This window comes from Streptomyces sp. JLBG701 (assembly GCF_058544905.1).
Map to the genome: position 1 here is coordinate 6,366,291 of NZ_CM178588.1, position 26,452 is coordinate 6,392,742.

Annotated in this window: 24 protein-coding genes, 1 tRNA gene and 1 pseudogene; 13 read left to right on the plus strand and 13 right to left on the minus strand. The window is 68.1% G+C overall.

Annotated features, from left to right (window positions below; genetic code table 11):
- Positions 1 to 516: 516 nt before the first annotated feature.
- The 3 genes and pseudogenes from ltrA (at position 517) to AC5DRG_RS29495 (ending at position 3,167) form a co-directional block, all read left to right on the plus strand.
- The gene (gene ltrA / locus AC5DRG_RS29485) at positions 517 to 2,268 is read left to right on the plus strand and encodes a group II intron reverse transcriptase/maturase (RefSeq protein ID WP_491802473.1); all 1,752 of its coding nucleotides are present in this window, start codon (positions 517 to 519) and stop codon (positions 2,266 to 2,268) included.
- A 73-nt stretch (positions 2,269 to 2,341) separates the two neighbouring features.
- Positions 2,342 to 2,860, plus strand: a pseudogene (locus tag AC5DRG_RS29490) (IS30 family transposase); the annotation flags it as partial.
- 13 nt (positions 2,861 to 2,873) lie between these two features.
- Positions 2,874 to 3,167 (plus strand): transposase, encoded by a 294-nt coding sequence (locus tag AC5DRG_RS29495; RefSeq protein WP_491802474.1) that lies wholly within the window; start codon positions 2,874 to 2,876, stop codon positions 3,165 to 3,167.
- A gap of 307 nt (positions 3,168 to 3,474) precedes the next feature.
- On the opposite strand, the gene AC5DRG_RS29500 is transcribed toward AC5DRG_RS29495, so the two are convergent.
- Positions 3,475 to 5,859: a type I restriction-modification system subunit M/S gene (locus AC5DRG_RS29500; RefSeq protein WP_491802475.1), complete on the minus strand. Its 2,385-nt coding sequence runs from the start codon at positions 5,857 to 5,859 to the stop codon at positions 3,475 to 3,477.
- 171 nt (positions 5,860 to 6,030) lie between these two features.
- Positions 6,031 to 7,008 (minus strand): hypothetical protein, encoded by a 978-nt coding sequence (locus tag AC5DRG_RS29505; RefSeq protein ID WP_491802476.1) that lies wholly within the window; start codon positions 7,006 to 7,008, stop codon positions 6,031 to 6,033.
- A gap of 542 nt (positions 7,009 to 7,550) precedes the next feature.
- Here AC5DRG_RS29505 and AC5DRG_RS29510 point away from each other — a divergent pair.
- Positions 7,551 to 8,795, plus strand: coding sequence for an IS110 family RNA-guided transposase (locus tag AC5DRG_RS29510; RefSeq protein ID WP_491802261.1), 1,245 nt, complete (start codon positions 7,551 to 7,553; stop codon positions 8,793 to 8,795).
- Between the two features lie 89 nt (positions 8,796 to 8,884).
- Here the strand turns inward: AC5DRG_RS29510 and AC5DRG_RS29515 are convergent, their stop codons facing one another.
- From AC5DRG_RS29515 to AC5DRG_RS29535, 5 genes are all read right to left on the minus strand, one after another.
- Positions 8,885 to 9,715, minus strand: coding sequence for a DUF8757 domain-containing protein (locus tag AC5DRG_RS29515; protein ID WP_491802477.1), 831 nt, complete (start codon positions 9,713 to 9,715; stop codon positions 8,885 to 8,887).
- Positions 9,716 to 9,803: 88 nt separating this feature from the next.
- On the minus strand, positions 9,804 to 10,493 hold the full coding sequence (locus AC5DRG_RS29520) for a DUF488 family protein, N3 subclade (RefSeq protein ID WP_491802478.1): 690 nt from the start codon (positions 10,491 to 10,493) through the stop codon (positions 9,804 to 9,806).
- A gap of 243 nt (positions 10,494 to 10,736) precedes the next feature.
- Positions 10,737 to 10,810: transfer RNA gene (locus AC5DRG_RS29525), tRNA-Pro, on the minus strand.
- Positions 10,811 to 10,844: 34 nt separating this feature from the next.
- Positions 10,845 to 11,630, minus strand: coding sequence for a Pr6Pr family membrane protein (locus AC5DRG_RS29530; protein ID WP_491802479.1), 786 nt, complete (start codon positions 11,628 to 11,630; stop codon positions 10,845 to 10,847).
- 114 nt (positions 11,631 to 11,744) lie between these two features.
- The gene (locus AC5DRG_RS29535) at positions 11,745 to 12,671 is read right to left on the minus strand and encodes a metallophosphoesterase (RefSeq protein ID WP_491802480.1); all 927 of its coding nucleotides are present in this window, start codon (positions 12,669 to 12,671) and stop codon (positions 11,745 to 11,747) included.
- 101 nt (positions 12,672 to 12,772) lie between these two features.
- On the opposite strand from AC5DRG_RS29535, the gene AC5DRG_RS29540 reads away from it, so the two are divergent.
- Positions 12,773 to 13,237: a GatB/YqeY domain-containing protein gene (locus AC5DRG_RS29540; RefSeq protein WP_491802481.1), complete on the plus strand. Its 465-nt coding sequence runs from the start codon at positions 12,773 to 12,775 to the stop codon at positions 13,235 to 13,237.
- Positions 13,238 to 13,366: 129 nt separating this feature from the next.
- On the opposite strand, the gene AC5DRG_RS29545 is transcribed toward AC5DRG_RS29540, so the two are convergent.
- Entirely contained in the window at positions 13,367 to 15,619 is a 2,253-nt protein-coding gene (locus AC5DRG_RS29545; protein WP_491802482.1) for a transglycosylase domain-containing protein, read from the minus strand.
- Between the two features lie 407 nt (positions 15,620 to 16,026).
- Between AC5DRG_RS29545 and wblA the strand changes: the two genes are divergently transcribed.
- On the plus strand, positions 16,027 to 16,365 hold the full coding sequence (gene wblA, locus AC5DRG_RS29550) for a transcriptional regulator WblA (RefSeq protein WP_491813195.1): 339 nt from the start codon (positions 16,027 to 16,029) through the stop codon (positions 16,363 to 16,365).
- Positions 16,366 to 16,406: 41 nt separating this feature from the next.
- Here wblA and bagB read toward each other — a convergent pair whose 3' ends face one another.
- Both bagB and bagA read right to left on the minus strand, forming a co-directional pair.
- On the minus strand, positions 16,407 to 17,801 hold the full coding sequence (bagB, locus tag AC5DRG_RS29555) for an ATPase BagB (protein WP_491802483.1): 1,395 nt from the start codon (positions 17,799 to 17,801) through the stop codon (positions 16,407 to 16,409).
- Entirely contained in the window at positions 17,798 to 18,775 is a 978-nt protein-coding gene (bagA, locus tag AC5DRG_RS29560; RefSeq protein WP_491802484.1) for an ATPase BagA, read from the minus strand. Before bagA ends, bagB begins: the two co-directional genes overlap by 4 nt.
- A 95-nt stretch (positions 18,776 to 18,870) precedes the next feature.
- Between bagA and sp36 the strand changes: the two genes are divergently transcribed.
- Genes sp36 through AC5DRG_RS29580 form a run of 4 tightly spaced genes read left to right on the plus strand, consistent with a single transcriptional unit; the run spans position 18,871 to position 21,250 of the window.
- Positions 18,871 to 19,032, plus strand: a complete 162-nt coding sequence (gene sp36, locus AC5DRG_RS29565; protein ID WP_003975360.1) for a Sp36 family protein — start codon at positions 18,871 to 18,873, stop codon at positions 19,030 to 19,032.
- Complete coding sequence (locus AC5DRG_RS29570) at positions 19,029 to 19,493, plus strand: RidA family protein (RefSeq protein WP_491802485.1); 465 nt, start codon at positions 19,029 to 19,031, stop codon at positions 19,491 to 19,493. Before sp36 ends, AC5DRG_RS29570 begins: the two co-directional genes overlap by 4 nt.
- A gap of 60 nt (positions 19,494 to 19,553) precedes the next feature.
- Positions 19,554 to 20,423 carry an NUDIX hydrolase gene (locus AC5DRG_RS29575; protein ID WP_491802486.1) on the plus strand — a complete coding sequence of 290 codons (870 nt, stop codon included), beginning with the start codon at positions 19,554 to 19,556 and terminating at the stop codon, positions 20,421 to 20,423.
- The gene (locus AC5DRG_RS29580) at positions 20,420 to 21,250 is read left to right on the plus strand and encodes an MBL fold metallo-hydrolase (RefSeq protein ID WP_491802487.1); all 831 of its coding nucleotides are present in this window, start codon (positions 20,420 to 20,422) and stop codon (positions 21,248 to 21,250) included. The genes AC5DRG_RS29575 and AC5DRG_RS29580 overlap by 4 nt, the downstream gene beginning before the upstream one ends.
- Here AC5DRG_RS29580 and AC5DRG_RS29585 read toward each other — a convergent pair.
- Both AC5DRG_RS29585 and AC5DRG_RS29590 read right to left on the minus strand, forming a co-directional pair.
- Positions 21,247 to 22,077, minus strand: a complete 831-nt coding sequence (locus AC5DRG_RS29585; protein WP_491802488.1) for a nucleotidyltransferase domain-containing protein — start codon at positions 22,075 to 22,077, stop codon at positions 21,247 to 21,249. The two genes, AC5DRG_RS29580 and AC5DRG_RS29585, sit on opposite strands and share 4 nt — an antisense overlap.
- 186 nt (positions 22,078 to 22,263) lie before the next feature.
- Complete coding sequence (locus tag AC5DRG_RS29590; RefSeq protein ID WP_235457881.1) at positions 22,264 to 22,938, minus strand: Crp/Fnr family transcriptional regulator; 675 nt, start codon at positions 22,936 to 22,938, stop codon at positions 22,264 to 22,266.
- A 251-nt stretch (positions 22,939 to 23,189) separates the two neighbouring features.
- On the opposite strand from AC5DRG_RS29590, the gene nth reads away from it, so the two are divergent.
- From nth to AC5DRG_RS29605, 3 genes are all read left to right on the plus strand, one after another.
- A complete protein-coding gene (nth, locus tag AC5DRG_RS29595; protein WP_491802489.1) occupies positions 23,190 to 24,083 on the plus strand; it encodes an endonuclease III in 894 nt (297 codons plus the stop codon).
- A 73-nt stretch (positions 24,084 to 24,156) separates the two neighbouring features.
- A complete protein-coding gene (locus tag AC5DRG_RS29600; protein ID WP_491802490.1) occupies positions 24,157 to 24,855 on the plus strand; it encodes an NUDIX hydrolase in 699 nt (232 codons plus the stop codon).
- A 96-nt stretch (positions 24,856 to 24,951) separates the two neighbouring features.
- The gene (locus tag AC5DRG_RS29605) at positions 24,952 to 26,151 is read left to right on the plus strand and encodes a MarP family serine protease (protein ID WP_491802491.1); all 1,200 of its coding nucleotides are present in this window, start codon (positions 24,952 to 24,954) and stop codon (positions 26,149 to 26,151) included.
- Between the two features lie 36 nt (positions 26,152 to 26,187).
- On the opposite strand, the gene AC5DRG_RS29610 is transcribed toward AC5DRG_RS29605, so the two are convergent.
- Positions 26,188 to 26,370, minus strand: a complete 183-nt coding sequence (locus AC5DRG_RS29610) for a hypothetical protein (RefSeq protein WP_491802492.1) — start codon at positions 26,368 to 26,370, stop codon at positions 26,188 to 26,190.
- Between the last annotated feature and the right edge of the window lie 82 nt (positions 26,371 to 26,452).

Here is a 26,452-nt window from a genome sequence, read left to right on the forward strand (position 1 = left end):
GTAAGTGAACTCCCCTTGATGCCTCGTGATCCCAAGCCCCGTCGATGGAAGGTTCCAGCGGGGTGCATGGCTGGCCGCTGAGAAGCGGCAGGCGCTGGCCGGCAGAGGTCACTCCGGCCAGGTGGACACCGCCGCCTCGGGGTAAAGGGAGCACCCACCCCGGTCGTATCTCATTCGTGTGGAACGTGGAAACCCCGTTGGGGTCCGGGTCTTCGTGGCCCGGTAGGCCGACCGCGAGGAAGGCTCAACTCCCCAGCGGGAACAGGATGGCCCAAGAAGCCAATGCCGGAAGCCGAAAGGAAACGGGAACCCGGGGCACGATGACCGGCCTCTCCGCTGGTCGCCCCGCATAACCGTCCGGATACGGGTGCACTGCCCGGACCCGAAAGGGTGCTGACGTGGGCCGGGTGAGCCTGTGCGGACTCACTGGGCAAGGACGACTAACCGAGGGGCAAGTTGGACACCTTGACGGATATGGACGGAGCGGCTTCGTCTGTTCCGGCCGCCGTCGCGACGGTGAACGGACCTGAGGGCGAAGACCTGGACTGGGCGTCGGTCAACTGGCACCGGGTCGAGGAGGACGTACGGCGTCTGCGGCAGAGGATCTTCACGGCGTCGCAGGCGGGGGACCTGAAGAGGGTCCGCAACTTGCAGAAGCTGATGCTCCGGTCCCGGTCGAACACGCTCTTGAGCGTGCGGCGGGTCACGGAGATCAACGCGGGACGCGCGACGGCGGGAGTCGACGGGAAGGTGGTGCTGCTGTCCCGGTCCAAGGCCGCCCTGGCCGACTGGGTCCAGCACCGTGCCCGACCGTGGATACCCAAGCCCGTCAAGCGGGTGTTCATCCCCAAGCCGGGGACGACGAAGAAGCGCGGACTCGGGATTCCCGTGATCGTTGACCGGTGCCTGCAAGCTGTGGCACTCGGTGCGCTGGAACCCGAGTGGGAAGCGCGGTTCGAGCCGAAGTCGTACGGCTTCCGGCCCGGCCGCGGCTGTCATGACGCGATCGGGGCCATCTACTCCACGCTCAACGGGAAGAACCCGCAGCGTGTGTGGGTGCTCGACGCGGACCTGACGGCGGCGTTCGACCGGATCGACCACGACCGGCTGACGGCCGCGCTCGGCACCTTCCCCGCCCGGGGACTGGTCCGGCAGTGGCTGAAGGCCGGGGCGGTGGATCGAGGTCGGTTCGCCCCGACCGAAGCGGGAACTCCGCAAGGCGGAGTGATCAGCCCGTTGCTCTTCAACGTGGCCCTGCACGGGATGGAAGAAGCCGCAGGGGTCCGCTACTTCACGACCGGCAGAGACGCCGGGAGTGCGCAGAGCGGGAGCCCCGTGCTGGTGAGATACGCAGACGATTTCGTCGCGATGTGCACCAGCCGTGAACAGGCCGAGCAGGTCAAGGAACGGCTGGCCGCATGGCTGACGCCCAGGGGGCTTGCCTTCCACGAGGACAAGACACGCATCGTCCACGCGGAGAGCGGGTTCGACTTCCTGGGGTTCAACGTCCGTCGCTATCACGGCAAGCTGCTGATCAAGCCGAGCACGGCGGCTCAACGACGGATCCGGGAACGGCTGAGTACCGAGATGCTGGCCCTGCGAGGGGCCAATGCAGGTGCGGTGCTCAAGAAGATCAACCCGATCGTGCGGGGCTGGTCGGCCTACTACCGGACGGTGGTGTCCAGTGAGGTCTTCACCGCACTGGACAACCACATGTGGAAGCTCACCTACAAGTGGGCCAAGCGCAGCCACCCGAACAAGTCGAAGCACTGGATCTCCGACAAGTACTTCGGCCGGTTCAACAAGTCGAGGAAGGACCGGTGGGTGTTCGGCGACCGCGACAGCGGCGCCTACCTGCTCAAGTTCTCCTGGACGAAGATCGTCCGGCACCAGTTGGTCAAGGGCAGGGCGTCTCCAGACGACCCGGCGCTTGAGTCGTACTGGGCCGAGCGGCGTCGCAAGGGACCGCCTCCGCCGGTCGACGGCATGACCGTGCGCCTGCTCCGAGCACAGCAAGGTCGTTGCCCGATCTGCGGAGGACTCCTTCTGCACGCCGATCACCCGCCGCGAAGTCCCCAGGAATGGGAAGCGTGGCGGACCGTCATCAGGAAGTCGATCTCCAAACAGTACGTCGCACTCCTGGGCGGTGGCTCATCGGATGATCAACGGCTCCGTCTCCTGCACACCCTTTGTCAACGGCGGACTGGAGCCGCCGGGCTGACGAATCCTGCACCTTCTCCTGGCCGCGAGCCCTTGGGGCTTGCTTGAGCCGTGTGCGGTGAACATCTGCTTGCACGGTTCTGAGGGGGCGGGGACGCAGCAATGCGTCCCCGCTACCCGACTGATCATCGGCACCGGCCGGTCTGCGATCGGCACGCTCGTCGAGCGTTCGAGCCGCTCGACGCTCTTGGTCCACCTCCCGCGGCTGGAGGGCTGGGGCGAGAGACCACCCGTGAAGAACGGCCCGTCGCTCGGCGGCTACGGCGCAGCCGCGATGAACGCCGCCCTGACGGCGTCGATGACGCGCCTGCCCGAGCAGCTGCGCAAGACCCTGACCTGGGACCGCGGCAAGGAGCTGTCCGGACATGCCCAGTTCGCGCTCGAGACCGGGACGAAGGTGTTCTTCGCCGATCCGCACTCGCCCTGGCAGCGCCCGACGAACGAGAACACCAACGGGCTGCTGCGCCAGTACTTCCCGAAGGGGACCGACCTGGCCAGGTGGTCCGCCGAGGAACTCGAGGCCGTCGCCTTGGCGATCAACAACCGCCCCCGCAAGGTCCTCGGCTGGAAGACCCCAGCCGAGGTCTTCGCCGAGCAACTACGCTCGATCCGACAACCCGATGTTGCAACGACTGATTGAACCCACCCAATATGTGTCGATTCGATACACCGACCGGCTCGCGGACATCGGCGCCTCCGCGTCGGTCGGTTCCGTCGCGGACTCGTACGACAATGCCATGGCCGAGGCGCTGAACGGCACTTTCAAGGCCGAGCTGATCGAGATGCAGGGACCCTGGAAGGACCCCGCCCAGGTCGAACGGGCGATCTTCCAGTGGATCACCTGGTACAACGAAGAACGCCTACACTCCGCGCTCGACTACGTGCCACCAGCCGAGTACGAACGCGACTTCTGGCAGAGCCAGGAACGAGTCCCGCAGTCCGCCTGAAACAAGATCACCGGACTCTACGAAACTCGGGGCAGCTCAGTCAAGGGCCTCGGCGCATGGCTGCACTACAGTCGCCCCCGCTCCTTCAGGATGGTCAGCCACATGGTCATGGAAGCGACAAACGCCCCGCCCCCGGCCTTGGCGGCGGCGGTGGGCTCGTCCCCTCCCCAACTCATGACGATGCCCGTCGCCAGGGTGATAGTAAGTGAGCAGAATATGGCTACCAGCAGCCACGGGGACCTGGCTCCGGAGGATTCTGGGGGCTCGGCACCGTTGGCCCCGGAGGAATCCGGGGACTGTGATGTGCTCAACTGACCTGTTCCTTCCTGGTCTTCTTCGGCTGAACCACCGTCGCCGCCTCCTGCATGACCTGCTCAGCGAATGCAGCCCGGGAGCGCTCGACGGCTTGGGCAAAGTCGCGGTGCGCGACGATCTGCGCGTCGTAGGACCTGAGTTGGTCTCCGATACGCCGCTGCTCGTCCCACGACGGAAGAGGCACTGGGAGCTGCCGAAACGATGCGGTGCTTATCGATCCGATGGCTGTGGTGGCCGTGGAACGGATCCGGATCCATTCCACGACGGCAGGAAGGGAAAGGAAAGCGAGCAGATATTCCGGCAGAACCTCCCAAACCGGGTCGACGAGCGGACGAATACGGAGCAGGTTGCTGCCCAGGATCCAGCCGTCTTGCGGAGTGTCCACCAGCGCTGAAGGGCCGGTTGTCCCCGTTCGCACGCACAGGATGTCGCCCGCTATCACCTGGTAATTTCTCAGCCGACCCTCGGCGTGCACACGTGGCACCAGTACCTGATCCGGCGAAGCGACGATCCGGCGGTCCCGCAGATGGGTCGGCAGCAACACGGGCACATCACCTTCTGCCGATCGTGCGCTCTTGATGAGTGAGGGGGAGGGGCCTGCCTGAACCTCACAGAGTTCGCCGAGCGGCCGCTCCTCCCACTGGCCCAGCACGCTGTCACCGACCAGGGCGCGAACAAAGTCCAGCTCCCTCTGCACCTTCTTCATGCGCGCGTCTGCCTCGATCATGAAGTACCGCGCAAGGCGGACCATTTCCGCACTTTCCGCGAGCTCCTGTTCCAGGTCCTCGGCGTCGCGCGGCGCAGCCACCTCTCGCACCACATAGTCGGCCGGGTTGAGCGAATAGTCCCGGTCGCGGATGTCGTCCGGCTCGACGGCCATACTGAGACCATCGGTTCCGACCTGCGAGACCGAGTGTTCCCCGTCGGACTGCCAAGCCGCGAAGGCTTGCACAACCGCCGCCGTGTTGTCCTCGGTGAGGATCCGCCGGGTGCGCGACTGCATCACCCCCATGTGCTGCGCATCGACGAACAGGACTTGCTTGCCCCGGCCCGGGGCATACCTCAGGATCCATACGGAGACGGGGATGGCCGTCTCCCGAAAGAGTTGTTTGGGAAGCGCGATGACGCACTCCAGAGCTCCGCGTTCCACCAAGTTCCGGCGTATGTCCTGCTCCTGCCGGTTAGCGGAGGAGAGAGCGTTGTTAGGCATCAGCACGGCCGCGCGTCCGCCAGGGTTGAGCTTGCCGAGTACGTACTGAATCCAAGCGAAGTTGTCGTTGCCCGGGGGAGGCGGGCCGTAGGGCCACTGTTCCGGCTTCCTTCCGCGGATCGCGGAGGCACTCGCGTTGAACGGAGGATTGAGAAAGATCCGGTCTGAAGTACCCGAGGGCTGGTCAAGCTCGGTCCATGGTGCGGCACTGCCGGTTTCGAGCCGTGCTAGCGCTCCTTGCAGCATCAAATGCATGCCGGCGAGCCGGAGGGTGTCTTCGTGCGGGCCGGCGCCGCACACAGTCGGCAGCGCGACAGGGTGCCCGGCCTGGCACGCCACCTCGACAGCCGCTGTGAGCAGCTCACCTCCGCGCAGGTATGGATCGGAAACGGCAAGCGGCGCGCTCCCCTCGCGCATCAGTAGCTCTGCCATCATCCGCGTTATGGCACGCGGGGTGAAGAACTCACTGCTCGTCAGGCCGGCATGCTCCTCATACCGTTCGAGCAGCATTGGGAAGGCGTCGGGGCCGAGATCTCTGGAGAGACGGATTGCATGCTGGAGGTCGGCATACGAACTGGGCCTGAGCCGGTCCAGTGAGCGCCCCATTCCCGGCAGGATTCCCTCACTGCGCAGAGCGTCGTCCGCCGCCTCCCCGATGCGCTGTAGCAGCCGTTGGGCCTCTCCCCGGCTGTGACGGGGTGGGGCAGCGCGCAGCAGCCCCGTCCAGCGGGCCGGTGCACATGCCCGGAGGAAGGCAAGGGACGCAAGCAGGTTCACATAGTCGGAGACGAAGCCGCTACCCCGGACCCTCTCCGCCAGAGGCCCCATGAGTTCGGCGACGAGCTGCTGGGAATCCGGTGCGTTCCGGCTGTGATCGATGGGCTTGGCGGCGTGCCGCTGCTGTGAACCGGTGCCAGGCCGACTGCGACGCGCCCTGTCCCCGTACGTGGTCCCCGTTGTCTCATGTTGGGCCAGGAACCTGGGCGGGATGACACGAGAGTCCAGAAAGGCCAAGACGTGGCTGAGTGGAAAGCACTCCACGCCGCCCGAGTGAACGGCCGCAGGGAAGTCCGGATGGCGCCTCTGCCAGTTGTTGACGGCCGGACGCTTCACCCCTGCCAGCCGCGCTATGTCGGCACCCCTAAGCAGTGGATCGGTGGTGTTCATGGCCGTCACGGTAGGCGGCTCGCTGAAAGCTCCACAACTGCGCAGAGCACTGCGCAAAAGGTCCCAAGGGTGCGCCGCAGAGTCGACCGCCTCTTACGGCGCACCCAAGAGATCGATCTGACCTGCAAGTTCTATGCAACATGGACAGAGGGAAGCAGCCACGCCAGGCCGTTATATGTTAACCATGTTTCTTTTGTGCGGCCCAGGCTGCGTGCACACCTGGTGCTCCATGCCGGGCCAGGCAAGCTCGGCGCCGGCACGACGGCAAATACCGACCCAGCGGCGTTCAGTCGGCTCGCTCTCGACCCACAGAACTGCGCGTACGCTCCTCGCTCTTGCCAGAAGTTGGTCCTGGTAGTCCAGGATCTGCCCGAGGCCGACGCGTAGTTGTGACGACTCGTTCACCGGCGTAAGCGACTTCACTTCGCACACGGTGAGTTCGCCGTCCTGCGCACGCCACGCGAGATCGAACTCCGGGTCGGCAGGCCCAGGTGAGAGCACTTCCAGACCGCGCTCCATGGCCGCCTGCGCGAGAGCGTCCTGAAGCCGCATGTGCACAGCGAAGTTGCGGCCCACGAGATCAGGGTCGGGAGCACTTCGCCGGACAGCGACCGGTTGGGCGCGCTCGCCCACCGTCCGATAGGCACTGCCGACACGAACGTCCGCCGGTCCGGCCGATGCGACAGCCAACTTCTGTGTCTGCTGTTGAACGCCGCGGATTTCCTCCGCCTCCTGGAAGAGGTAGCGGACGACATCCCACTGTTCCCCCGACAGCCGGTGCGGATTGCCCGCGAACGGCTGGGTGGCGATGCTGGCCCCGGCCACTGTCGGCGTGTCCAGGAATCTCCGGCGAGGGATCGGCGTGTCCAGCCAGCATTCCATCTCCAACGGGACGTACCAGCGAACGCCCGGGTCCTCACTCCAGTACGAGGCATCATTGGCCGCCTCCAGCGAGGGCGGGCCTGTCAGATGACCACGCCCGACAAGGCCGCCATCAGCCCCAGAGAGCCACAGAACGAACCGATCTCCCGCCTCAAGCTCGCTCCGGAACCGATGGACACTCCATGACGTCAACTCCTGGCCGTCAAGCCGGAACCTGTCGAGATCAAATTTCCTGCGATTGCACGAGAGTAGCCAGGAATTCACCACTGCGTCCTCACTGCGTGGTCACGGGCCACGGGTACTCACCCGCAGCGCTAGGGGTGCAGAGTACGGCGCTCGCCACAGTGTGCGCGGCCCTTCCCCACGCCCTCTCTGAGCTCGAGGCCGGCGACGGTCAGCGGCTCGTCTCTCTGACATCGATCGACCCAACCTGGCAGAAGCGTCTCCAGATGACGGACCCAGCCGTCGCACCGCCAAAGCACTGGCCAGGTCGGTCGGAGTCCTGAACTCTGGTCAGCGGTCCAGCGCACCTTCGGTGCGCGCCGGGGGCGTGGTAAATCCTGTGGCGTGCGCCGGGTTGCCTCTGTCTGCCTCTGACGTGGGCTGATACCTCCGCGGGACGCTGGTGGGGTTCGTTCCGGCCGAAGTCGATGTCTCTGTGATGCCGGTGAGCTCGCAGGTCAGCGTGACGCTGAGGGCCGTCCACGGGAACCGTGGAGTGTTGCTGTGAGCACGTGCGTCAGAATTCCTGTTACACCCTGGCCTTCCCGGAACGGCGTACCGGTTGCCGTCCGGGAGGGAGTAGAGCCGTGGACGTGCTGCACGAACGCTGCGCTGGTGTGGACATCAGCAAGAAGGACGCCAAGGTGTGCGTGCGCACGCCGAGTACGAAGCGGCGGGGGTCGTTCACCACCGAGACCACGACGTGGGGTTCGACGACGAACGCGGTCCTTGCCCTGCGGGATCACCTGCTCGCCGCCGAGGTCACGCTGGTGGTGATCGAGGCCACCAGCGACTACTGGAAGCCGTTTTACTACCTGCTGGCCGAGGACTTGGACGTGATCCTGGTCAATGCGAGGCAGGTCAAGAACCTGCCCGGCCGCAAGACCGACGTTTCCGATGCGGCCTGGCTGGCCCAGCTCGGAGCGCACGGCCTGGTCAGGCCGTCGTTCGTACCCGACCAGCCCGTGCGTGAACTGCGGGACCTGACCCGCGCCCGCACCCAGCTCACCCGCGAGCGCGGCCAGATCGTCCAGCGCCTGGAGAAGCTGCTGGAGGACACCGGGATCAAGCTCGCCGCGGTCGCCTCCGACATCATGGGCGTCTCCGGCCGGGCCATGCTGGAGGCTCTCGTCTCGGGCGAACGCGAACCGCAGACCCTCGCGGAACTGGCCAGGCGCAAGCTCCGCAACAAGATCCCCGAACTCACCGAGGCCCTGACCGGTCGCTTCCGCGACCATCACGCCTTCCTGGTCCGGCTGCACCTGGACCACTACGACCAGCTCACGGATGCGGTCGGACAGCTGGATGCACGCATCGAGGAGGCGATGGCCCCCTTTCGAGGCGCCCTCGACCTCCTCGACACCATCCCCGGGATCAACCACGCGGTCGCCGAGGTGATCATCGCCGAGACCGGCGGCGACATGACCCGGTTCGCCTCCGCCCGGCACCTCGCCTCCTGGGCCGGGGTCTGCCCCGGCCACCACGAGTCCGCCGGCCGCACCAAAAACACCAAGGTCCGCCCCGGCAATCCCTACCTGAAGGGAGCACTCGGACTCGCGGCATTCGGCGCGGTGAGAACCAAAGACACCTACCTGCAAGCCCGTTACAAGCGGCTCACCGCCCGCCGCGGCCCGCTCAGGGCCCTGGTCGCCGTCGAACACTCGATCACCACCGCGATCTGGCACATGCTCACCGACCATGTCACCTACCGCGAGCTCGGCGGCGCCTACTTCACCCAGCGCGACCCCGAACGCGCCACCCGCCGCGCGATCAACGCCCTCAACCAGCTCGGCTACACCGTCACCCTCAACCCTCGGGAAGCCACAGCCTGACCACCCCACGACCAAACACCCGGCAGCACCTCCGGCCACCGGGCGCCCAGCCCTGCCCAAACAACCCCTGACCTGGACCTATTTACGCGTCAGAGTGGGAACAGGTCGTCCTGGACGTACTGGACGACCTGCTGCTGTGGGTAGAACAGGCCCAGCAGCATGAAGGTCTTGGGATGGGCCGCGATGTTGCCGACGAAGAAGTGGACGGCCCGGTTGGGCGTGAAGATCCGGTCGTACCAAGTCTCCAGCAGCTTCTCGCGGACGCCCTGGTCGCCGTACTTGCGCAGGAACTTGCGGTACGACGCCCCGGCCTCCCAGTCCTTCAGTCCCATGTCGTGACCGGTGCAGTCGCCGTCCGCGCAGCGGAAGCTGTAGCGGAAGTCCAGCGGTACCCACTCCAAGGGAGTCAGATCCTGCTCGAAGAGGTCGAGCTGATCGGCCAGCGCTGCCTTGGAGGCGGACCAGGCTTCAGCCGGGGCGAGCCGGAAAGTGACCTCGGCGGGCTGGAAGACGCCGAGGGAGGTCCCTCGTTGTTCCTGGTCCCTCTTGATGGCGCACAACGACGGCGCGACCAGAGGCTCGACGTACTGATACCGCTTCTTCCAACCACCGTCCGGCGGCACGGACCCCACGATCTCCAGGGTGGCAAGGTCGGGTCGCAGACTCTCCGGCCGCGAGTCCCGCTTCTGGCCGTGTGGCTCTACATCGACCTCGATGATCGAGTATTTCGAGAACTGGGCGTCCTCGGCGAGCAGCCGAAACGGGACGGGGAACAACCGCACGTGCTTGGGCGCCCCCTGATCCAGACGGATGCCGGCCACGCAGCTGGTCTCGCGGTACTTGTTGGACAGCTCCGGATACGTCTTGACCGTGATCATGATCCGTGCGCGCTGCCGTTTCCCGAATGCCGACGACGCCATGGTGTGCCCCCTCCATCGATCTCCCCGATCTGATTGGAAGAGAGGCATGCACCGCTGGCAAGGGCGCGTGCGAAAGCCGGGGACGAAGTCAGGCCAAGGGATTCACCGGCACTGAGACCCGGCTGCGGACCGTCTCCAGGACGACCTGCCGGTGGCAGCGGCTCTCGTCCTTCTCGAAGCACAGCACCGCGACCCGCGACGCCCGGGCGTGCTCTGCGAGCCGGTCAAGGTCGGCCTGGGCCTCCTCGGACCGCAGTAGGCCACGGAAGCGCGCCCGACCCACTTCGACGCGGCCGTCCCAGAAGGGCTCCCGATTGTCCTTCGGATTGCCCAGGCCACGCAGGTGCGTGTACTCGATGCCGGCTTCGGCCAGAGCCTCCCCGAGGCGGGTCTTGCTGAAGCCCTTCTTGCGGCTGATCGGGGTGAGCCGTACGTCCGCCACGACACTGATGCGGCTGTCGACGAGGGAGGCGACGAACGAGTCGATGTCCCGCCCTTCGTATCCGGCTGACCAAAGACCGGGTGTGACGGGCGTGACCCGGGTCGTCCGGTACAGATCATTGAGGGAGACCGCAAGAGCCTCGGCCACCGCGCCAACGGTGAAGAAACCTGGCTGGATCGCTCCCCCGCTCTCCAGACGGGCCAGCGTCCCGACGGCGACGCCCGCCTCCTTGGCCAGCCGTTCCCGCGTCCACCCGCGGTCGTCCCGTAGCGCACGTACCCGCTGGGCGAGCGCACGGGCGTGGTCGTGGGGAGGCGCTGAGCGGTGACCTGCCATGTGCGGTGTTCCTAACGACCGTTGGGGTGGCCCGCACGGGTGTTCCTGGTCAGTTACGAGCCCTGGATTCGCGAACGCCCAGGTCCGAGGGCGCGCGAGCACCGCTCTTCCTGCGGCACTGGAGACTGCTCCTGGGAGAAGCCGACCAAGATCTTCTCCCAGATTTCTCCCAAGCGATCTCCAGGAACCAATCAGGGGCCCGACCCGCTCTGCGGATCAGGCCCCTGACCTGGTACTTCACTGTCGGGGTGGCGGGATTTGAACCCACGACCTCTTCGTCCCGAACGAAGCGCGCTGCCAAGCTGCGCTACACCCCGATTGTCGCTGCTTGTCGCGGCGACGTCGTTTACTTTAGCCCACCGGTGGCTGGAGACGAAATCCGGTTTTCGCGCGGTTGCGGATGGGGTTCGGGCGGGTGTGGTCGAGGGCGATGAGGAGGGCGGCGAGGGCGTAGACGGCGAGGCCGAGGAGGAGGGCGTTGCCGAGGACGCTCTTGTAGCCGTGCAGGTCGACGTCGAGGAACGGGTAGAGATAGCGGTCCGGCGTGCCGGGGAGGAGCAGTTCTCCGCGGCCGAGGGAGAAGGCCAGGTAGGCCAGGGGGTAGAGGAGCCAGGTCGCCGCCTGGCGCAGGTGAAGGCGGCCGGGTGCGGTCAGCAGCAGCCAGTCCACCACCGCCGCGATCGGGGTCACCGTATGGAGGATCTGGTTGGTGATCGCGTGCCAGCCCGTCGGCGGCGCCGTTTCGCCGGTCATGGAGAAGGGGCTCGACGCGTTGGCCAGGAGCAGGTGGTAGACCAGGCCGGTGATCACGACGTAGAGCAGTGTCGCGCCCGTCAGGGCGGCCGGCAGGGGGCGGCGGGCCTTCCAGGCGCGGCGGGCCGAGAAGGCCAGGATCAGGGCCAGGAGGATGTTGCTCTGGATCGTGAAGTAGCTCAGGACTCGGAGCGGACTGCCGAGGAGCACGTCGATGGTCACGGCCGCGGCCGCCGCGAGGGCGACCAGCAGGCGGAAGGCGGCGGTGAGGGGGCGGCGTACGGGGGTCACCACCGCCGTGGCGGGGACGGACGAGGGCAGCAGCGCGGGCATGCCCGGGACCGCGGGGAGGTCCGGGATGTCCCTGGGTATCGGGGCGGTCATGCCCCTCACGCTAAGCAGGTCCGGCAAAAGGGGCGATACGGGCGGGCCGTGCGGGTTACCCCCGCGTCGCGACCCGCCCCACTACCGCCACCCGCCCCCTTACCGTCGCCCCCGCTACTCCTTTGCCACCAACGTCAGCAGCGTGACCTCCGGCGGGCACGCGAACCGTACCGGTGTGTACTTGTTCGTCCCGCAGCCCGCCGACACGTGCAGATACGACGTACGGCCCTCCGCCCGATGCGTGGACAGGCCCTTCACGCGGTCCGTGTCCAGGTCGCAGTTGGTGACGAGGGCGCCGTAGAAGGGGAGGCAGAGCTGGCCGCCGTGGGTGTGGCCGGCCAGGATCAGCGGGTAGCCGTCCGCCGTGTACGCGTCCAGGACCCGCAGATACGGCGCGTGCACTATGCCCATCGAGAAGTCGGAGGACGCCGACGGGCCGCCGGCCACCTGCGCGTATCGGTCCCGCTTGATGTGCGGGTCGTCCAGGCCGGTCAGCTCGACGGAGACGCCCTCGACCTTCAATACCCCGCGCGTGTTCGTGAGGTTGAGCCAGCCCGCCGAGTCGAAGCCGTCGCGCAGGTCCGTCCACGGGTTGTGGATCGCGCCTACGACGGGTGCGTTGCCGTTCAGACCGTGGCGGCCCCGGGCCTTCTCGATCAAGTAGAGGGCGGGGTTGCGGAGTTTGGGGCCGTAGTAGTCGTTGGAGCCGAAGACGTACGCGCCCGGGAACTCCATCAGGGGACCGAGCGCGTCCAGCACCTCCGGTACGCCCTCCGGGTCGGACAGGTTGTCCCCGGTGTTGATCACGAAGTCGGGGCGCAGGCCAGCCAGTGAGCGCAGCCAGCGCTGCTTCTTGCGCTGTCCGCTCACCATGTGGATGTCGGACACCTGGAGCACGCGCAGGGGGCGCATCCCCGCGGGCAGGGCAGGGACGGTCACCCGTCGGAGGCGGAAGGAACGGGCCTCGAAACCCACCGAGTAAGCCAGTCCGGCAGCCGCGACCGCCGTGATGCCAAGAGGTACTCCGTATCGCGCGCGCATACGTCCATCGTGTCAGACCGTGCCCGCGTCCCCATGCCACCCCTGTGCCGCCCCTTAAATCAACGGGCGTTCAGCTTCCCGTACCTGCGACAATCAAACCCATGACCTCCCTCAAGTCGAAGCTGCAGAACGACCTCAACACGGCGATCAAGGCGCGCGACGAGCTTCGCTCCGCGACGCTCCGGCTGACGCTCACCGCGATCACCAAGGAGGAGGTCGCGGGCACGGAGAAGCGTGAGCTGTCCGACGACGAGGTGCAGAAGGTGATCACCCGCGAGGCGAAGAAGCGCCGCGAGGCCGCGGAGGCCTTCGCCCAGGGCGGTCGTGCCGAGTCGGCCGAGCGGGAGAAGGCGGAGGGCGAGATCCTCGCCGCGTATCTGCCCAAGCAGCTCAGCGACGAGGAGCTGAGCGAGATCGTCGCCCAGGCCGTCGAGGAGGCGAAGGCGGCCGGCGCCGAGGGGCCGCGTGCCATGGGTGCGGTCATGAAGATCGTGAACCCGAAGGTCGCCGGCCTGGCGGAGGGCGGCCGCGTCGCGGCGGCGGTCAAGAAGCTGCTCGCGGGCTGAGGCCCTCCAGCCTCCGTCGGCTTCCCCGAGTTCTCCCGCCACAAGCTGCACCAGTTGCGACAACGGCCCGCACCAAACGGTGCGGGCCGTTGCTCATGTCCTGCTCAGCAACTGAACGTCAGTGTGGCGTCAGTCCCGCCCACCCGTGCCATTCCCATTGGTGTTGCCCTGGATGAAGCCCTCGGGAATCGAGTAGGTCGGCGTGGGCGTGGACGTGCCGCCGTCCGTGCCGCCGCCGGTCAGGCCGCCGATGAGACCGGTGTCGTCGTCGCCGTTGTCCCCGTCGTCATTGCCGTTCCCCCGGTCCTTGTCGGGGTCCGGGATGTTGACGAGGTTGAAGGAGGGCGCGTCCTTGCCGTCGAGGGCGCCGGTCATGGCGTCCTTCCAGATCGGGCCCGGGACCTGGCCGCCGTAGACGAGCGCGTTGTAGACACCGCCGATGGTGATGTCCCGCATCTTGACCTTCTGGGTGGCGCTGCCGACCCAGACGGCGCCCGAGAGGTTCGGCGTGTAGCCGACGAACCAGGCGTTCTTGCGCTCGTCCGTCGTACCCGTCTTACCGGCGCTCTCGCGGTCGGTGAGGCCGGCCTGCTGGCCCGTACCGGAGTCGACCACGCCGCGCAGCAGGGTGTTGACGGTGTCGGCGGTCGTCTCGCTCATCGCCCGCGAGCACGTCGACTTGGGCACTTCGAGGGACTTCTGCTTGTTGCCGACCTTCTGGGTGATCGACTCGATGGCGACCGGCGTGCAGTACATGCCCCGCGAGGCGAAGGCGGCGTATGCGGTCGCCATCGTCAGCGGGGAGAGGCCGACCGAACCGAGGGCGATGGCCGGCCGCTCGGGCAGCTTGTCGCCGTTGCCCTGGCGGACCTGGAGCTTGTCGGTCATGTTGACCACGGGGCACAGGCCGATGTCGGAGATCATCTGCACGAAGTAGGTGTTGACCGACTTGGCCATCGCCTCCTTCATCCGGTACGGGCCGACCTCCGACTCGCTCTCGTTCTCGACCTTCTCCCCGTTCCGGTTGGTCCACGGGCTGCTGCCGCACGTCTGGACGGGGCTCGGGTAGTCCATCTCGTACGGCGACGCGTACTCCTGGGTCGCCGGGAGGCCCTCCTCCAGCGCGGCCGCCGCCACGAACGGCTTGAACGTCGAACCGGTCGGGAAGCCGTAGTTGGAGCCGCCGTAGGACGCGTCGACCGAGTAGTTGTACTCCGTCTCGTTCTTGCCATAGCCGTACGGCTTCGACTGGCCCATCGCGACGATCTTGCCGGTGCCGGGCTCGACGAGGGTGGCCGCCGCGGCGACCTTGTCCGACTTGTAGACGTGCTCCTTGAGCGACTCCTGCACCGAGGCCTGCGCCTGCGGGTCGAGGGTCGTGCGGATCGTCAGACCGCCGCGGTTCCAGATCTTGGCGCGGGCTTCCTTGTTCTTGCCGAAGACCGGGTCGCTGAGGAAGACCTTCTCGACGTACTTGCAGAAGAAGCTGGCGCCCTTGACCGCGGTGATGCAGCCGTTCTTGGGCTGGCTGACCTTCAGGCCCAGCGGCGCCTTCATGGCCTTGTCGGCCTCCGCCTGGGAGACGTCGCCTGTCTCGACCATGCGCTGGAGCACGGTGTTGCGGCGCTTGGTGGCCTCCGCCTCGTCGTTGACCGGGTCGTACCGGCTGGGCGACTGGACGATGCCGGCGAGGAGGGCCGACTGCTGGAGGTTCAGCTTCTTGGCCGACCTGGAGAAGTAGCGCTGGGCGGCGGCCTCGACGCCGTAGGCCTGCTCGCCGAAGAACGTGATGTTCAGGTAGTTCTCGAGGATCTTCTTCTTGCCGAGCTCCTCCTCGACCTGGATCGCGTACTTCAGCTCCTTGATCTTGCGGCCCAGGGTCTGCTGCGTGGCCTGCGCGACCTTCGTCGGGTCGTCGCCGGCCTCCTCGACGAAGACGTTCTTCACGTACTGCTGGGTGAGCGTGGAGGCGCCCTCGGCCACTCCGCCGCTCTGCGCGTTCTTGTTGAGCGCGCGCAGGACGCCCTTCAGGTCGATAGCGCCGTGCTCGTAGAAGCGCGAGTCCTCGATCGCGACGATCGCCTTCTGCATGTACGGCGAGACGTCCTTGAGCTCCACCACCGTGCGGTCACGGGAGTAGACCGTGGCGATCTGGGCACCGTTGGCGTCGAGGATCGTGGTGCGCTGGCTCAGCGGCGGGGTCTTGAGGTTGGCCGGGATCTCGTCGAACCCCTCGACCGACCCCTTGGCCGCGAGACCGAGCGCGCCGGCCGCGGGCAGGGCGATGCCCGCCATGACGGCTCCCGCGAGCACGCTGACACCGAGGAACTTGGCGGCCTGCTGCGTCGCTGAGAGACCGCCGCCCGAGCGCTTCTTTGGCATGGGGGCAGCCTACGTTCTCATTCGCCGGACACGCGTATATGCCTTGGCCTAAGCTGCTCTCAACTGTCACAGCAGCGCGGTCACGTATCAATACGTCCGGCGACGCCGAAGCGTTCCGGATGTAGCCCATTTTTTTGCGGGCCATGTGTCCGAATCCGCCTCGTGTGTCATCTGGCGCCCGTTGTGACGCAACACAACTGTCCGGCTTTGCCGGGATGGTCACGTATGTCGCCAGCTCACTCCCCCGGGTGATCTGCCGCTTACCCATAGTCCGTTCGGGCCATTCAAGATTGGGCCCGAAGGGGGTGTTGCGCTGTGCCCACCTTCCGTAACGTCCTCAACTGGCGGCGGTGAATATGCCGCTGCCGCCGTGGGGGAGCCTCGATTCGGGAGAGGACGGCGCCGGTATGGGCTGGGTAACCGACTGGAGTGCGCAGGCGGCCTGCCGCACTACCGATCCGGATGAACTGTTCGTTCAAGGAGCAGCGCAGAACAGGGCCAAGGCGGTGTGCACCGGATGTCCGGTACGCACGGAATGCCTGGCTGACGCGCTCGACAACCGTGTCGAGTTCGGCGTGTGGGGAGGAATGACGGAGCGGGAGCGCCGCGCACTGCTGCGCAGGCGTCCGACCGTCACCTCGTGGCGCCGGCTGCTCGAAACCGCGCGTACGGAGTACGAGCGAGGGGTGGGCATCCTGCCTCTCGACGAGGAAGAGGTGTACGAGAAGTACCTGGCGGTGAGCTGAGGGGTCTCCACCCCTCGGGGAGTCGTCCTTTCCAGGGCGCTTCAGGCACTCGCCTCGGGCAGCTCCGGCCGGTTGGCCGCGAGCCGGTTCCCGATGTCCCGCAGCCCCGCGAGGTCGTGCACATCGCCGGGCAGCGCGGCCACTTCGGCCACCGCCACCTCCGGGTGGAGTGCGGTGAAGCGGTCACGCGTGCGCTGTTCGCGGGAGAGCAGCTGCATACGCTCGGCGTGCAACCTCAGCAGGCCTGCGGTGAGTTGGTCGACGGATCGCTCCGTATCCGATGCGAGGCCTGTGTCCGTGGCGGCGGGGGAGCCTTCCGCGGGGTGTTCCTCGGGACGGTCGGCGGGAGCTGATGTTTCGGAAGCGGGAGATTCTGAACTGCCGTACGTGTCGGGAGAGTTACGAAGACCAGCTTTCCCGCCCTCCTGATCCACAATGCGGGGCTCTTCAAGATTTTCCGCGGCGGCGAGCGCCCGCTCGGCCGACAGCCGGGCGGCGCCGCTGCCATGGACCCGGTTGAGCACCAGACCGGCGAGCGGCATTGTCTCGGCCGCCAGCCGCTCCACGAAGTACGCGGCCTCCCGCAGCGCGTCCCGCTCCGGCGCCGCGACCACCAGGAACGCCGTCCCGGGCGCCTGAAGCAGCTTGTACGTCGCGTCCGCGCGCGTGCGGAACCCGCCGAACATCGAGTCCATCGCGGCCACGAACGTCTGTACGTCCTTAAGCAGTTGCCCCCCGAGCAGCTTGCCCAGGGCGCCCGTCATCATCGACATCCCGACGTTCAGGAACTTCATCCCGGCCCGCCCGCCGACCTTCGCCGGCGCCAGCAGCACCCGGATCAGCTTGCCGTCGAGGAAGGACCCGAGCCGCTTGGGCGCGTCCAGGAAGTCGAGCGCGGAACGGGACGGCGGCGTATCGACGACGATCAGGTCCCACTCCTCCCGGGCCCGCAGCTGCCCCAGCTTCTCCATCGCCATGTACTCCTGCGTGCCCGCGAAGCCCGCCGAAAGCGACTGGTAGAAGGGGTTGTTGAGGATCGCCGCCGCCCGCTCGCCGTCCGCGTGCGCCTCGACGATCTCGTCGAAGGTGCGCTTCATGTCGAGCATCATCGCGTGCAGCTCACCCGGGCCTTCGACGCCCTTCACCCGGCGCGGGGTGTTGTCGAGCGAGTCGATGCCCATGGACTGGGCGAGCCGGCGGGCCGGGTCGATGGTGAGCACGACCACCTTGCGCCCGCGCTCGGCCGCCCGCAGCCCCAGCGCCGCCGCCGTGGTCGTCTTGCCGACCCCGCCCGAGCCACAGCACACCACGATGCGGGTCTCCGGATCGTCGAGCAGCGGATCGAGATCGAGCACGCGCGCGGGGGAGAGCCGATGATGCCGCCCGGAGTCGTGCGAGTGCGCCGAATGCCCGCCAGATGCGGAGCCCGAACTCATGACATCCCCTGCTTCCGCAGCTCGGTGGCCAGTTCGTACAGACCCGCCAGATCCATGCCCTCGGTGATCAACGGCAGTTCGTGCAACGGCAGCCCCAACTCGCCCAGCACCGACCGCTGCTCGTGCTCCAGCTCATACCGCTCGGCGTACTCCTCGGCCTGCCGCAGCAGCGGATCCACCAGCTTCTCCGCGTTCCCGCCGCGCCGCGCCCCACCCAGCCCGGCGGCGGACAGCGACTTGGCGACATCGGTACGCGCAGCCGCTCGTACGAGATCCAGGTCGGCCGCGTCCAGCACCTCGGGTCGCACCATGTTCACGATGATCCGCCCCACCGGCAGCCGCGCGGCCCGCAGTTCGGCGATGCCGTCCGCGGTCTCCTGGACCGGCATCTCCTCCAGCAGCGTCACCAGGTGGACAGCCGTCTCCTTCGACTTGAGCACCCGCATCACGGCCTGCGCCTGATTGTGTATCGGCCCGATCTTCGCGAGCCCGGCGACCTCGTCGTTGACGTTGAGGAACCGCGTGATGCGCCCGGTCGGCGGCGCGTCCATGACGACGTAGTCGTACACGAACCGCCCGCTCTTCTCCTTGCGCCGCACCGCCTCGCACGCCTTGCCGGTCAGGAGTACGTCCCTGAGGCCGGGCGCGACCGTGGTGGCGAAGTCGATGGCGCCGAGCTTCTTCAGAGCCCGCCCGGCGCCCCCCAGCTTGTAGAACATCTGGAGGTAGTCCAGAAGGGCCAGTTCGGGGTCGATGGCGAGGGCGAACACCTCCCCGCCCCCGGGAGCGACGGCGATCTTCCGCTCCTCATAAGGCAGCGTCTCCGTCTCGAAGAGCTGCGCGATGCCCTGCCTGCCCTCGACCTCGACGAGAAGCGTCCGCTTCCCCTCGGTCGCGAGGGCCAACGCGAGGGCCGCGGCGACCGTCGTCTTTCCGGTCCCGCCCTTACCGCTGACGACCTGGAGCCTGCTCACGTCTTCGAGCCTAACCAGTCGGCTCCCGTAGTACGCAGGAGGCTGTGGACAACGTGTGCGCGAGGCCGTCGACGCCAGCGGCTAAAGTCGGCCGCATGACCAAGTGGGAATACGCAACCGTGCCGCTGCTCGTCCATGCCACGAAGCAGATTCTGGACACCTGGGGCGAGGACGGCTGGGAGCTCGTCCAGGTCGTGCCCGGGCCGAACAACCCCGAGCAGTTGGTGGCCTACCTGAAGCGCGAGAAGCAGGCATGAGCGCCGTCGAGTCGCGGCTGGCCGAACTCGGCCTGACCCTCCCCGAGGTCGTCCCGCCGCTCGCCGCGTATCAGCCCGCCGTGCTCAGTGGCGTGTACGTCTACACCGCCGGCCAGCTCCCGATGGTGGAGGGCAAGCTTCCGGTCACCGGCAAGGTGGGCGCGGAGGTCACCGCGGAGGAGGCCAAGGAACTGGCCCGCACCTGCGCGCTCAACGGGCTCGCGGCCATCAAGTCGGTCGCCGGCGACCTGGACCGCATCGCGCGCGTGGTGAAGGTCGTGGGCTTCGTCGCCTCGGCCACCGACTTCACGGGTCAGCCCGGTGTCATCAACGGGGCCAGCGAGCTCCTCGCCGAGGTACTGGGCGAAAAGGGCGTCCACGCGCGGAGCGCGGTCGGCGTGGCGGTGCTCCCGCTGGACGCACCGGTGGAGGTCGAGTTCCAGGTGGAGCTGCTGCCCTAGGGCAGGCCCTGGCTGCGGGCACCTCTCGAACATCCGCTCACCAACGGATAGCCTCCGCCCATGGCAAACGGGCAGTGGTACCCACCGGAGTGGCCGGACCTCATCCGCGGGCTCGCGGACGGCACCCTCACCCCGGTCACCCCGAAGCGCGCGGCCACCGTCATGCTCCTCAAGGACGCCGACGCCGGCCCCGCCGTCCACATGCTGCGCAGACGCGCCTCCATGGCCTTCGCCGGAGGCGCGTACGCGTATCCGGGCGGCGGCGTCGACCCGCGCGACGACGACCACCAGATCCGCTGGGCGGGCCCCACGCGCGCGTGGTGGGCCACCCGCCTCGGCGTCGACGAGACGGCGGCCCAGGCGATCGTCTGCGCGGCCGTACGGGAGACGTACGAGGAGGCAGGCGTCCTTCTCGCGGGCCCCACCCCCGACTCCGTGGTCGGCGACACCACGGGCCCGGACTGGGAGGCGGACCGCGCGGCCCTGGTCGCCCGTGACCTGTCCTTCGCCGAGTTCCTGGACCGCCGCGGCCTGGTCCTCCGCTCGGACCTGCTGGGCGCCTGGACGCGCTGGATCACCCCCGAGTTCGAGTCCCGCCGCTACGACACGTGGTTCTTCGTGGCCGCCCTCCCCGAGGGCCAGCGCACCCGCAACGCCTCCACGGAGGCGGACCGCACGGTATGGATCCGCCCGGCGGACGCGGCAGCCTCGTACGACAAGGGCGAGCTGCTGATGATGCCGCCGACAGTCGCGACGCTGCGCCAGCTCGCCGAGTGCGCCACGGCGGCCGAGGCGCTGACATCGGCCCCCGACCGCGACATGACCCCAGTCCTGGCCAAGGCCCGCCTGGAGGAGGGCGAGATCGTCCTCGCCTGGCCGGGACACGACGAGTTCACCAAGCACATCCCGACCGGTGGAGCCCCCGCATGACGGACGCAGCAGCCCTTCCCGGCCAGCCCAGAGGTGGAGTCCTCTCCGGGCCCGCTACCGCGCGTGCCGTCAACGTTCTCGCGCCCAATGCCTCCGCGATGACCCTGGACGGCACCAACACGTGGATCGTCTCCGAGCCGGATTCCACGTTGGCGGTCGTCATCGACCCGGGCCCGCTGGACGAGGCCCATCTGCGCACCGTCGTGGACGTGGCGGAGAAGGCCGGCAAGCGGGTGGCCCTGACCCTGCTGACCCACGGCCACCCGGACCACGCGGAGGGCGCCGCACGCTTCGCCGAGCTGACGGACACGAAGGTACGGGCACTGGATCCGGCGCTGCGGCTGGGGGACGAGGGGCTGGCCGCCGGGGACGTGGTCGAGGTCGGCGGCCTGGAGCTGAGGGTCGTACCGACGCCCGGGCACACCGCGGACTCCCTGTGCTTCCACCTTCCGGCCGACCGGGCGGTCGTGACCGGCGACACGATCCTGGGCCGCGGCACGACGGTCGTGGCACACCCCGACGGCCGCCTCGGCGACTACCTGGACTCGCTGCGCAGGCTCAGGTCGCTGACGGTCGACGACGGCGTCCACACGGTGCTGCCGGGCCACGGCCCGGTCCTGGAGGACGCCCAGGGCGCCGTCGAGTTCTACCTCGCCCACCGAGCCCACCGGCTGGCCCAGATCGAGACGGCCGTGGAGAACGGCTACAAGACACCGCCCGAGGTCGTCGCCCACGTGTACGGGGACGTGGACCGCTCACTGTGGCCGGCGGCGGAGCTGTCGGTACGGGCTCAGCTGGAGTACCTGCGGGAACACGGCCTGATCTAGCTGACCTGGTCGGGCCGCGGCGCTTTGACGCCGTGCACGCGCGCGTACTCCTCGGCAAGCCAGGGCCCGAGATCATCGACGTACGACAACAGTACGTCCGCGTCCCCGCGCGGCTCGTACCCGACGACGGCCGCCGCGCGCATCTGCGTGGCGCGCTCGGGGTAGTACGCGGCGAAGGCGTCGGCCATCTCCCGCAGGTCGCTGGTCCAGCCGTTCCAACGGGGCATGACGAGCGTGAAGCCGGTGCGGACGATGTGCCGGGACATGGCGCGTACGAGGGGCCGCCGGGCCTCGTCCGAGTCCTCGGCGGCGGCGATGCGCTCGCGCCAGCGGGCCAGGAAGAGGTCCAGGTCGCCGTTGGTCTCCCGGGCGAGGAGGGCGTCGGGCCGGTAGCGCGGCAGGTACTCGGCGAGGTCCTCACCGAGCAACGGAGTGCACAGACAGGCGACGAACCACCCGAGGTCGTACGTCTCCAGATCGCTCAGCACCCGCGCCCGGCCGACCACCAGTGTCCCGCCGCCGTCGATCTGCGCGAACTCCTTGTCGACCGCCTCGTCGATCGCCCGCGCGGCCACCCGGTCCGCCTCGGTGGGCTCCTCGCGCAGCACGAGCAGCAGATCGAGATCGGAGCGCCCCACGCGCGCGGTGCCACGCGGAATCGACCCATAGAGGTACGCGCTGTTCAGCCGAGCCCCGAAGACATCGAGCAGCCGATCCCGCGCGGCGACCACGACGGGACGAAAGACGTGCGCAATGCCCCCGAGAGAGCCCTCACGTTCGATGTAGCCCTGGGCATCGAGCCCTTTACGGGGAACGGTTCCGGCCATGGGACTACTGTGCCGTGAGGGGCGCCGTCGAGCAGGTCATTTAGGGACTGCCCGGTGGTGCACTTCTCGACGCCGGTCCAGGCAATCTCAGCCCGTCCGGCGTTTGAGGACAAGGCCCCTTAAGGGCCCGAAGCGGGGGTCTGGGGGCGGCAGCCCCCGGATCCGGCCGCAACCCGAACCGAGGCGTCAGCGCGACCGCTTCGCCAGCCGCTCCACGTCCAGCAGAATCACCGCACGCGCCTCCAGCCGCAGCCACCCACGCCCCGCGAAGTCAGCCAACGCCTTGTTGACGGTCTCCCGAGACGCACCGACCAGCTGCGCCAGCTCTTCCTGCGTCAGGTCGTGGACGACATGAATGCCTTCCTCGGACTGCACACCGAAGCGCCGCGAGAGATCCAGCAGCGCACGGGCCACCCGTCCGGGAACGTCGGAGAAGACCAGGTCGGACATCGCGTCGTTGGTCTTCCGCAGCCGCCGGGCAACGGCACGCAGCAGGGCGCCGGCCACCTCGGGCCGCGCGTTCAGCCAGGGCTGAAGGTCACCGTGGCCCAGCCCCAGCAGCTTGACCTCGGTCAGCGCGGTGGCGGTCGCCGTACGCGGACCCGGGTCGAACAGCGACAGTTCACCGATGAGCTCACCGGGACCGACGACGGCCAGCATGTTCTCGCGGCCGTCGGGCGAGGTGCGGTGCAGCTTCACCTTGCCCTCGGTGACGACGTACAGCCGGTCACCCGGGTCGCCCTCGTGGAAGAGGGAGTCGCCACGCGCGAGCGTCACCTCACTCATGGAGGCGCGGAGCTCCGCGGCCTGCTCGTCATCGAGCGCCGCGAAGAGCGGATTGCGCCGCAGAACGTCGTCCACGAGTTCTCTCCTTGTCGACCTGCTCAGGGGATCTTGCTCCCCTGCGTACCAGGGGACCGTGCTCCCCATTTTGCCGGACGGTCCAAACAGTGTGATCTGTCACAAGGATGCCGCACACGTGTCCCGAGGTGAGCGGCAGGGGTCCAATTGGGGGCCGATCTTCAGGGGCCGGGGCGGATGTCAGTGCTGGGCTCTAGGCTGGCCGGGTGTCCAAATCGCCGGTGAGAGCACAGGCCAAGGGGGCTGGGCGGATGGTTGTACGTCGTGATTCCGCTGTGGGCGAACAGGGCCCTGACGGCGGAAAGGAAACGGCAAAAGCGACAAAGAAGGCTGCGGTGAAGAAGCCCCCGACCCCACCGACGCCTCCGCGCAATGAGTCGCACACCGCCCTCGTCCGTCGCGCCCGCCGCATCAACCGCGAGCTCGCCGAGGTGTACCCGTACGCCCACCCCGAGCTGGACTTCGAGAACCCGTTCCAGCTGCTGGTCGCCACCGTCCTGTCGGCCCAGACGACCGACCTGAGGGTCAACCAGACGACGCCCGCGCTGTTCGCCAAGTACCCGACCCCGGAGGACCTGGCCGTCGCCAACCCCGAGGAGGTCGAGGAGATCCTCCGCCCGACCGGCTTCTTCCGGGCCAAGACCAAGTCGGTCATAGGGCTGTCCAAGGGCCTGGTCGAGGGATTCGGCGGCGAGGTCCCCGGGCGACTCGAAGACCTCGTCAAGCTGCCCGGCGTAGGCCGCAAGACCGCCTTCGTGGTCCTGGGCAACGCCTTCGGGCGGCCCGGCATCACCGTGGACACGCACTTCCAGCGGCTGGTGCGGCGCTGGCAGTGGACCGCGGAGACCGACGCCGACAAGATCGAGGCGGCGATCGGCGGGCTCTTCCCGAAGAGCGAGTGGACGATGCTCTCCCACCACGTGATCTTCCACGGCCGCCGCATCTGCCACGCCCGCAAACCGGCTTGCGGCGCCTGTCCGATCGCCCCGCTCTGCCCGGCGTTCGGCGAGGGCGAGACGGACCCGGAGAAGGCGAAGAAGCTGCTCAAGTACGAGAAGGGCGGCTTCCCCGGCCAGCGACTCAACCCCCCGCAGTCGTATCTGGACGCGGGAGGTAAGCCGGCGCCGCCGCTGGGGGCGGGATGACGGAAGCCGTGCGCGGGGCGGAACGATCTCGGGGGCGCCGGGCGTTGGGCAGTTCAGAACGACGGGGGTGGCGATGACAGGGCGAGCGAGCGATACGCAGGGCGGTCCGGTGGTGCTCAGCAAGGAGGGCCTGCCGGGCTGGCTGGATCCGGTGGTGAGCGCCGTCGAGACGGTCGAGGGGAGCCAGCTGAGCCGGTTCCTGCCACCCAAGGACGGTGCGGGGCGCCAGTCCGCGGTGCTCATCCTCTTCGGTGAGGGCGAGCGCGGCCCCGAGCTGCTGCTCATGGAGCGGGCCAGCTCGCTGCGCTCCCATGCCGGGCAGCCCTCGTTCCCCGGTGGCGCCCTCGACCCCGAGGACGGCGACCCGCAGGCCGACGGGCCGCTGCGGGCCGCTCTCCGCGAGGCCGAGGAGGAGACCGGGCTCGACCCCGCCGGGGTCCAGCTCTTCGGCGTGCTGCCCAAGCTGTACATCCCGGTCAGCGGCTTCGTCGTGACACCTGTCCTCGGCTGGTGGCGCGAGCCGAGCCCGGTGGACGCCGTCGATCCGAACGAGACGGCACGCGTCTTCACGGTCCCCGTGGCGGATCTCACGGACCCCGCCAAGCGCGCCACCACCGTCCACCCCAGCGGCCACAGAGGTCCGGCATTCCTGGTCGAATCGGCCCTGGTGTGGGGCTTCACGGCCGGAATCATCGACAGGCTGCTGCACTACTCGGGTTGGGAGCGTCCCTGGGACCGTGACAACACGGTCCCGCTCGACTGGCGCGCATGACAGGGTGGCCCCCGTGCTGTGTCTATCTGGGGGACAACCCCCAGACCCCCGGCGGACCTATGGTGAGCGGAAGATCATGAGGCGAGGCTTGAAGCGGTGAACGTGCTGGACATCCTGCTCCTGGTCGCCGCCGTATGGTTCGCCGTCGTCGGTTATCGCCAAGGCTTCGTCGTCGGCATCCTGTCGGTGATCGGTTTCCTCGGCGGCGGTCTCGTCGCCGTCTACGTACTGCCGGTCATCTGGGACGCGTTGACCGACAACGCGGAGGTGAGTACCACCGCGGCCGTCGTCGCCGTGGTCGTCGTCATCGTCTGTGCCTCCGTCGGCCAGGCCCTGACCACCCACCTCGGCAACAAGCTGCGCCGGCACATCAGCTGGTCCCCGGCCCGCGCGCTGGACGCGATCGGCGGCGCCCTGGTCAATGTCGTCGCGATGCTCCTGGTCGCCTGGCTGATCGGCTCGGCCCTCGCGGGCACCACCCTGCCGACCCTCGGCAAGGAGGTCCGTAACTCCAAGGTGCTCCTCGGGGTGGCCAGGGCCCTGCCCGAGGCGGCCGACACCTGGTTCGCGGACTTCTCCTCGGTCCTCGCGCAGAACGGTTTCCCGCAGGTCTTCAGCCCCTTCTCCAACGAGCCGATCAACGACGTCCAGCCCCCGGACCCGGCCCTCGCCAACAGCGCCGTCGCCACCCGCGCCCAGCGCTCCATCGTCAAGGTCATGGGCACCGCCGAGAGCTGCGGCAAGGTCCTCGAAGGCACCGGATTCGTCTTCGGCGAGCGCCGCGTCATGACCAACGCGCATGTCGTCGGCGGCGTCGACGAGCCCACCGTCCAGATAGGCGGCGAGGGCAGGAAGTACGACGCGACGATCGTCCTCTACGACTGGGAGCGCGACATCGCCGTACTCGACGTACCCGATCTGAGCGCGCCCTCGCTGAAGTTCACGTCCGGGGACGCGTCGAGCGGCGACGGCGCCATCGTCGCGGGCTTCCCGGAGAACGGCTCCTACGACGTCCGTGCCGCACGCGTGCGTGCCCGCATCACGGCCAACGGCCCGGACATCTACCACCGGGGCACCGTCCGCCGGGACGTCTACTCGCTCTACGCGACCGTCCGCCAGGGCAACTCCGGCGGTCCGCTGCTCACCACCGACGGCAAGGTGTACGGCGTGGTCTTCGCGAAGTCGCTCGACGACGCCAACACGGGGTACGCGCTCACCGCGGACGAGATCCAGGCGGACATCACCGCCGGGCGCACCGCCAACCGGCAGGTGGACAGCGACAGCTGCGCGCTGTGAGCCGGTGCCGAGAAGCGGAGTGTAAGAGGGGGAGCGTCAGCCTCGGGGATGACGCAGCCGCACCGAGACCCAGCGGGCCCGACGGCGCAGGATGCGTGGGATCCCCACCCGGAGGTCCGTGCCCTCTTGCATGTGGGGGGCACCTCGCTGGTGAGAGCTCAGACCATTGGTCGAGCGGCGATTGCGTGCTGCGTCACTGTAGTCGTGCGTCCAGCCCATACCCCGACGTCTGCCCCTGCCCCAAGGTCGATAACCGTCCCCAGACCCCCCAGTTGGCCTATGCGCCGGGCAATTGGCTGTT

Excerpts from the sequence above, each read along its gene's own strand:
- AC5DRG_RS29520 (WP_491802478.1), bottom strand. The coding sequence starts at position 10,493 with ATGGCAGGTCACCGCTCAGCGCCTCCCCACGACCACGCCCGTGCGCTC.
- AC5DRG_RS29610 (WP_491802492.1), bottom strand. The coding sequence starts at position 26,370 with ATGGGCTGGACGCACGACTACAGTGACGCAGCACGCAATCGCCGCTCG.
- AC5DRG_RS29545 (WP_491802482.1), bottom strand. The coding sequence starts at position 15,619 with ATGCCAAAGAAGCGCTCGGGCGGCGGTCTCTCAGCGACGCAGCAGGCC.
- AC5DRG_RS29570 (WP_491802485.1), top strand. The coding sequence starts at position 19,029 with ATGAGCGCCGTCGAGTCGCGGCTGGCCGAACTCGGCCTGACCCTCCCC.
- AC5DRG_RS29575 (WP_491802486.1), top strand. The coding sequence starts at position 19,554 with ATGGCAAACGGGCAGTGGTACCCACCGGAGTGGCCGGACCTCATCCGC.
- AC5DRG_RS29515 (WP_491802477.1), bottom strand. The coding sequence starts at position 9,715 with ATGGCGTCGTCGGCATTCGGGAAACGGCAGCGCGCACGGATCATGATC.
- AC5DRG_RS29540 (WP_491802481.1), top strand. The coding sequence starts at position 12,773 with ATGACCTCCCTCAAGTCGAAGCTGCAGAACGACCTCAACACGGCGATC.
- AC5DRG_RS29535 (WP_491802480.1), bottom strand. The coding sequence starts at position 12,671 with ATGCGCGCGCGATACGGAGTACCTCTTGGCATCACGGCGGTCGCGGCT.
- bagB (WP_491802483.1), bottom strand. The coding sequence starts at position 17,801 with ATGAGTTCGGGCTCCGCATCTGGCGGGCATTCGGCGCACTCGCACGAC.
- AC5DRG_RS29500 (WP_491802475.1), bottom strand. The coding sequence starts at position 5,859 with ATGAACACCACCGATCCACTGCTTAGGGGTGCCGACATAGCGCGGCTG.
- wblA (WP_491813195.1), top strand. The coding sequence starts at position 16,027 with ATGGGCTGGGTAACCGACTGGAGTGCGCAGGCGGCCTGCCGCACTACC.
- nth (WP_491802489.1), top strand. The coding sequence starts at position 23,190 with ATGGTTGTACGTCGTGATTCCGCTGTGGGCGAACAGGGCCCTGACGGC.
- AC5DRG_RS29600 (WP_491802490.1), top strand. The coding sequence starts at position 24,157 with ATGACAGGGCGAGCGAGCGATACGCAGGGCGGTCCGGTGGTGCTCAGC.
- sp36 (WP_003975360.1), top strand. The coding sequence starts at position 18,871 with ATGACCAAGTGGGAATACGCAACCGTGCCGCTGCTCGTCCATGCCACG.
- AC5DRG_RS29580 (WP_491802487.1), top strand. The coding sequence starts at position 20,420 with ATGACGGACGCAGCAGCCCTTCCCGGCCAGCCCAGAGGTGGAGTCCTC.
- AC5DRG_RS29530 (WP_491802479.1), bottom strand. The coding sequence starts at position 11,630 with ATGACCGCCCCGATACCCAGGGACATCCCGGACCTCCCCGCGGTCCCG.
- AC5DRG_RS29585 (WP_491802488.1), bottom strand. The coding sequence starts at position 22,077 with ATGGCCGGAACCGTTCCCCGTAAAGGGCTCGATGCCCAGGGCTACATC.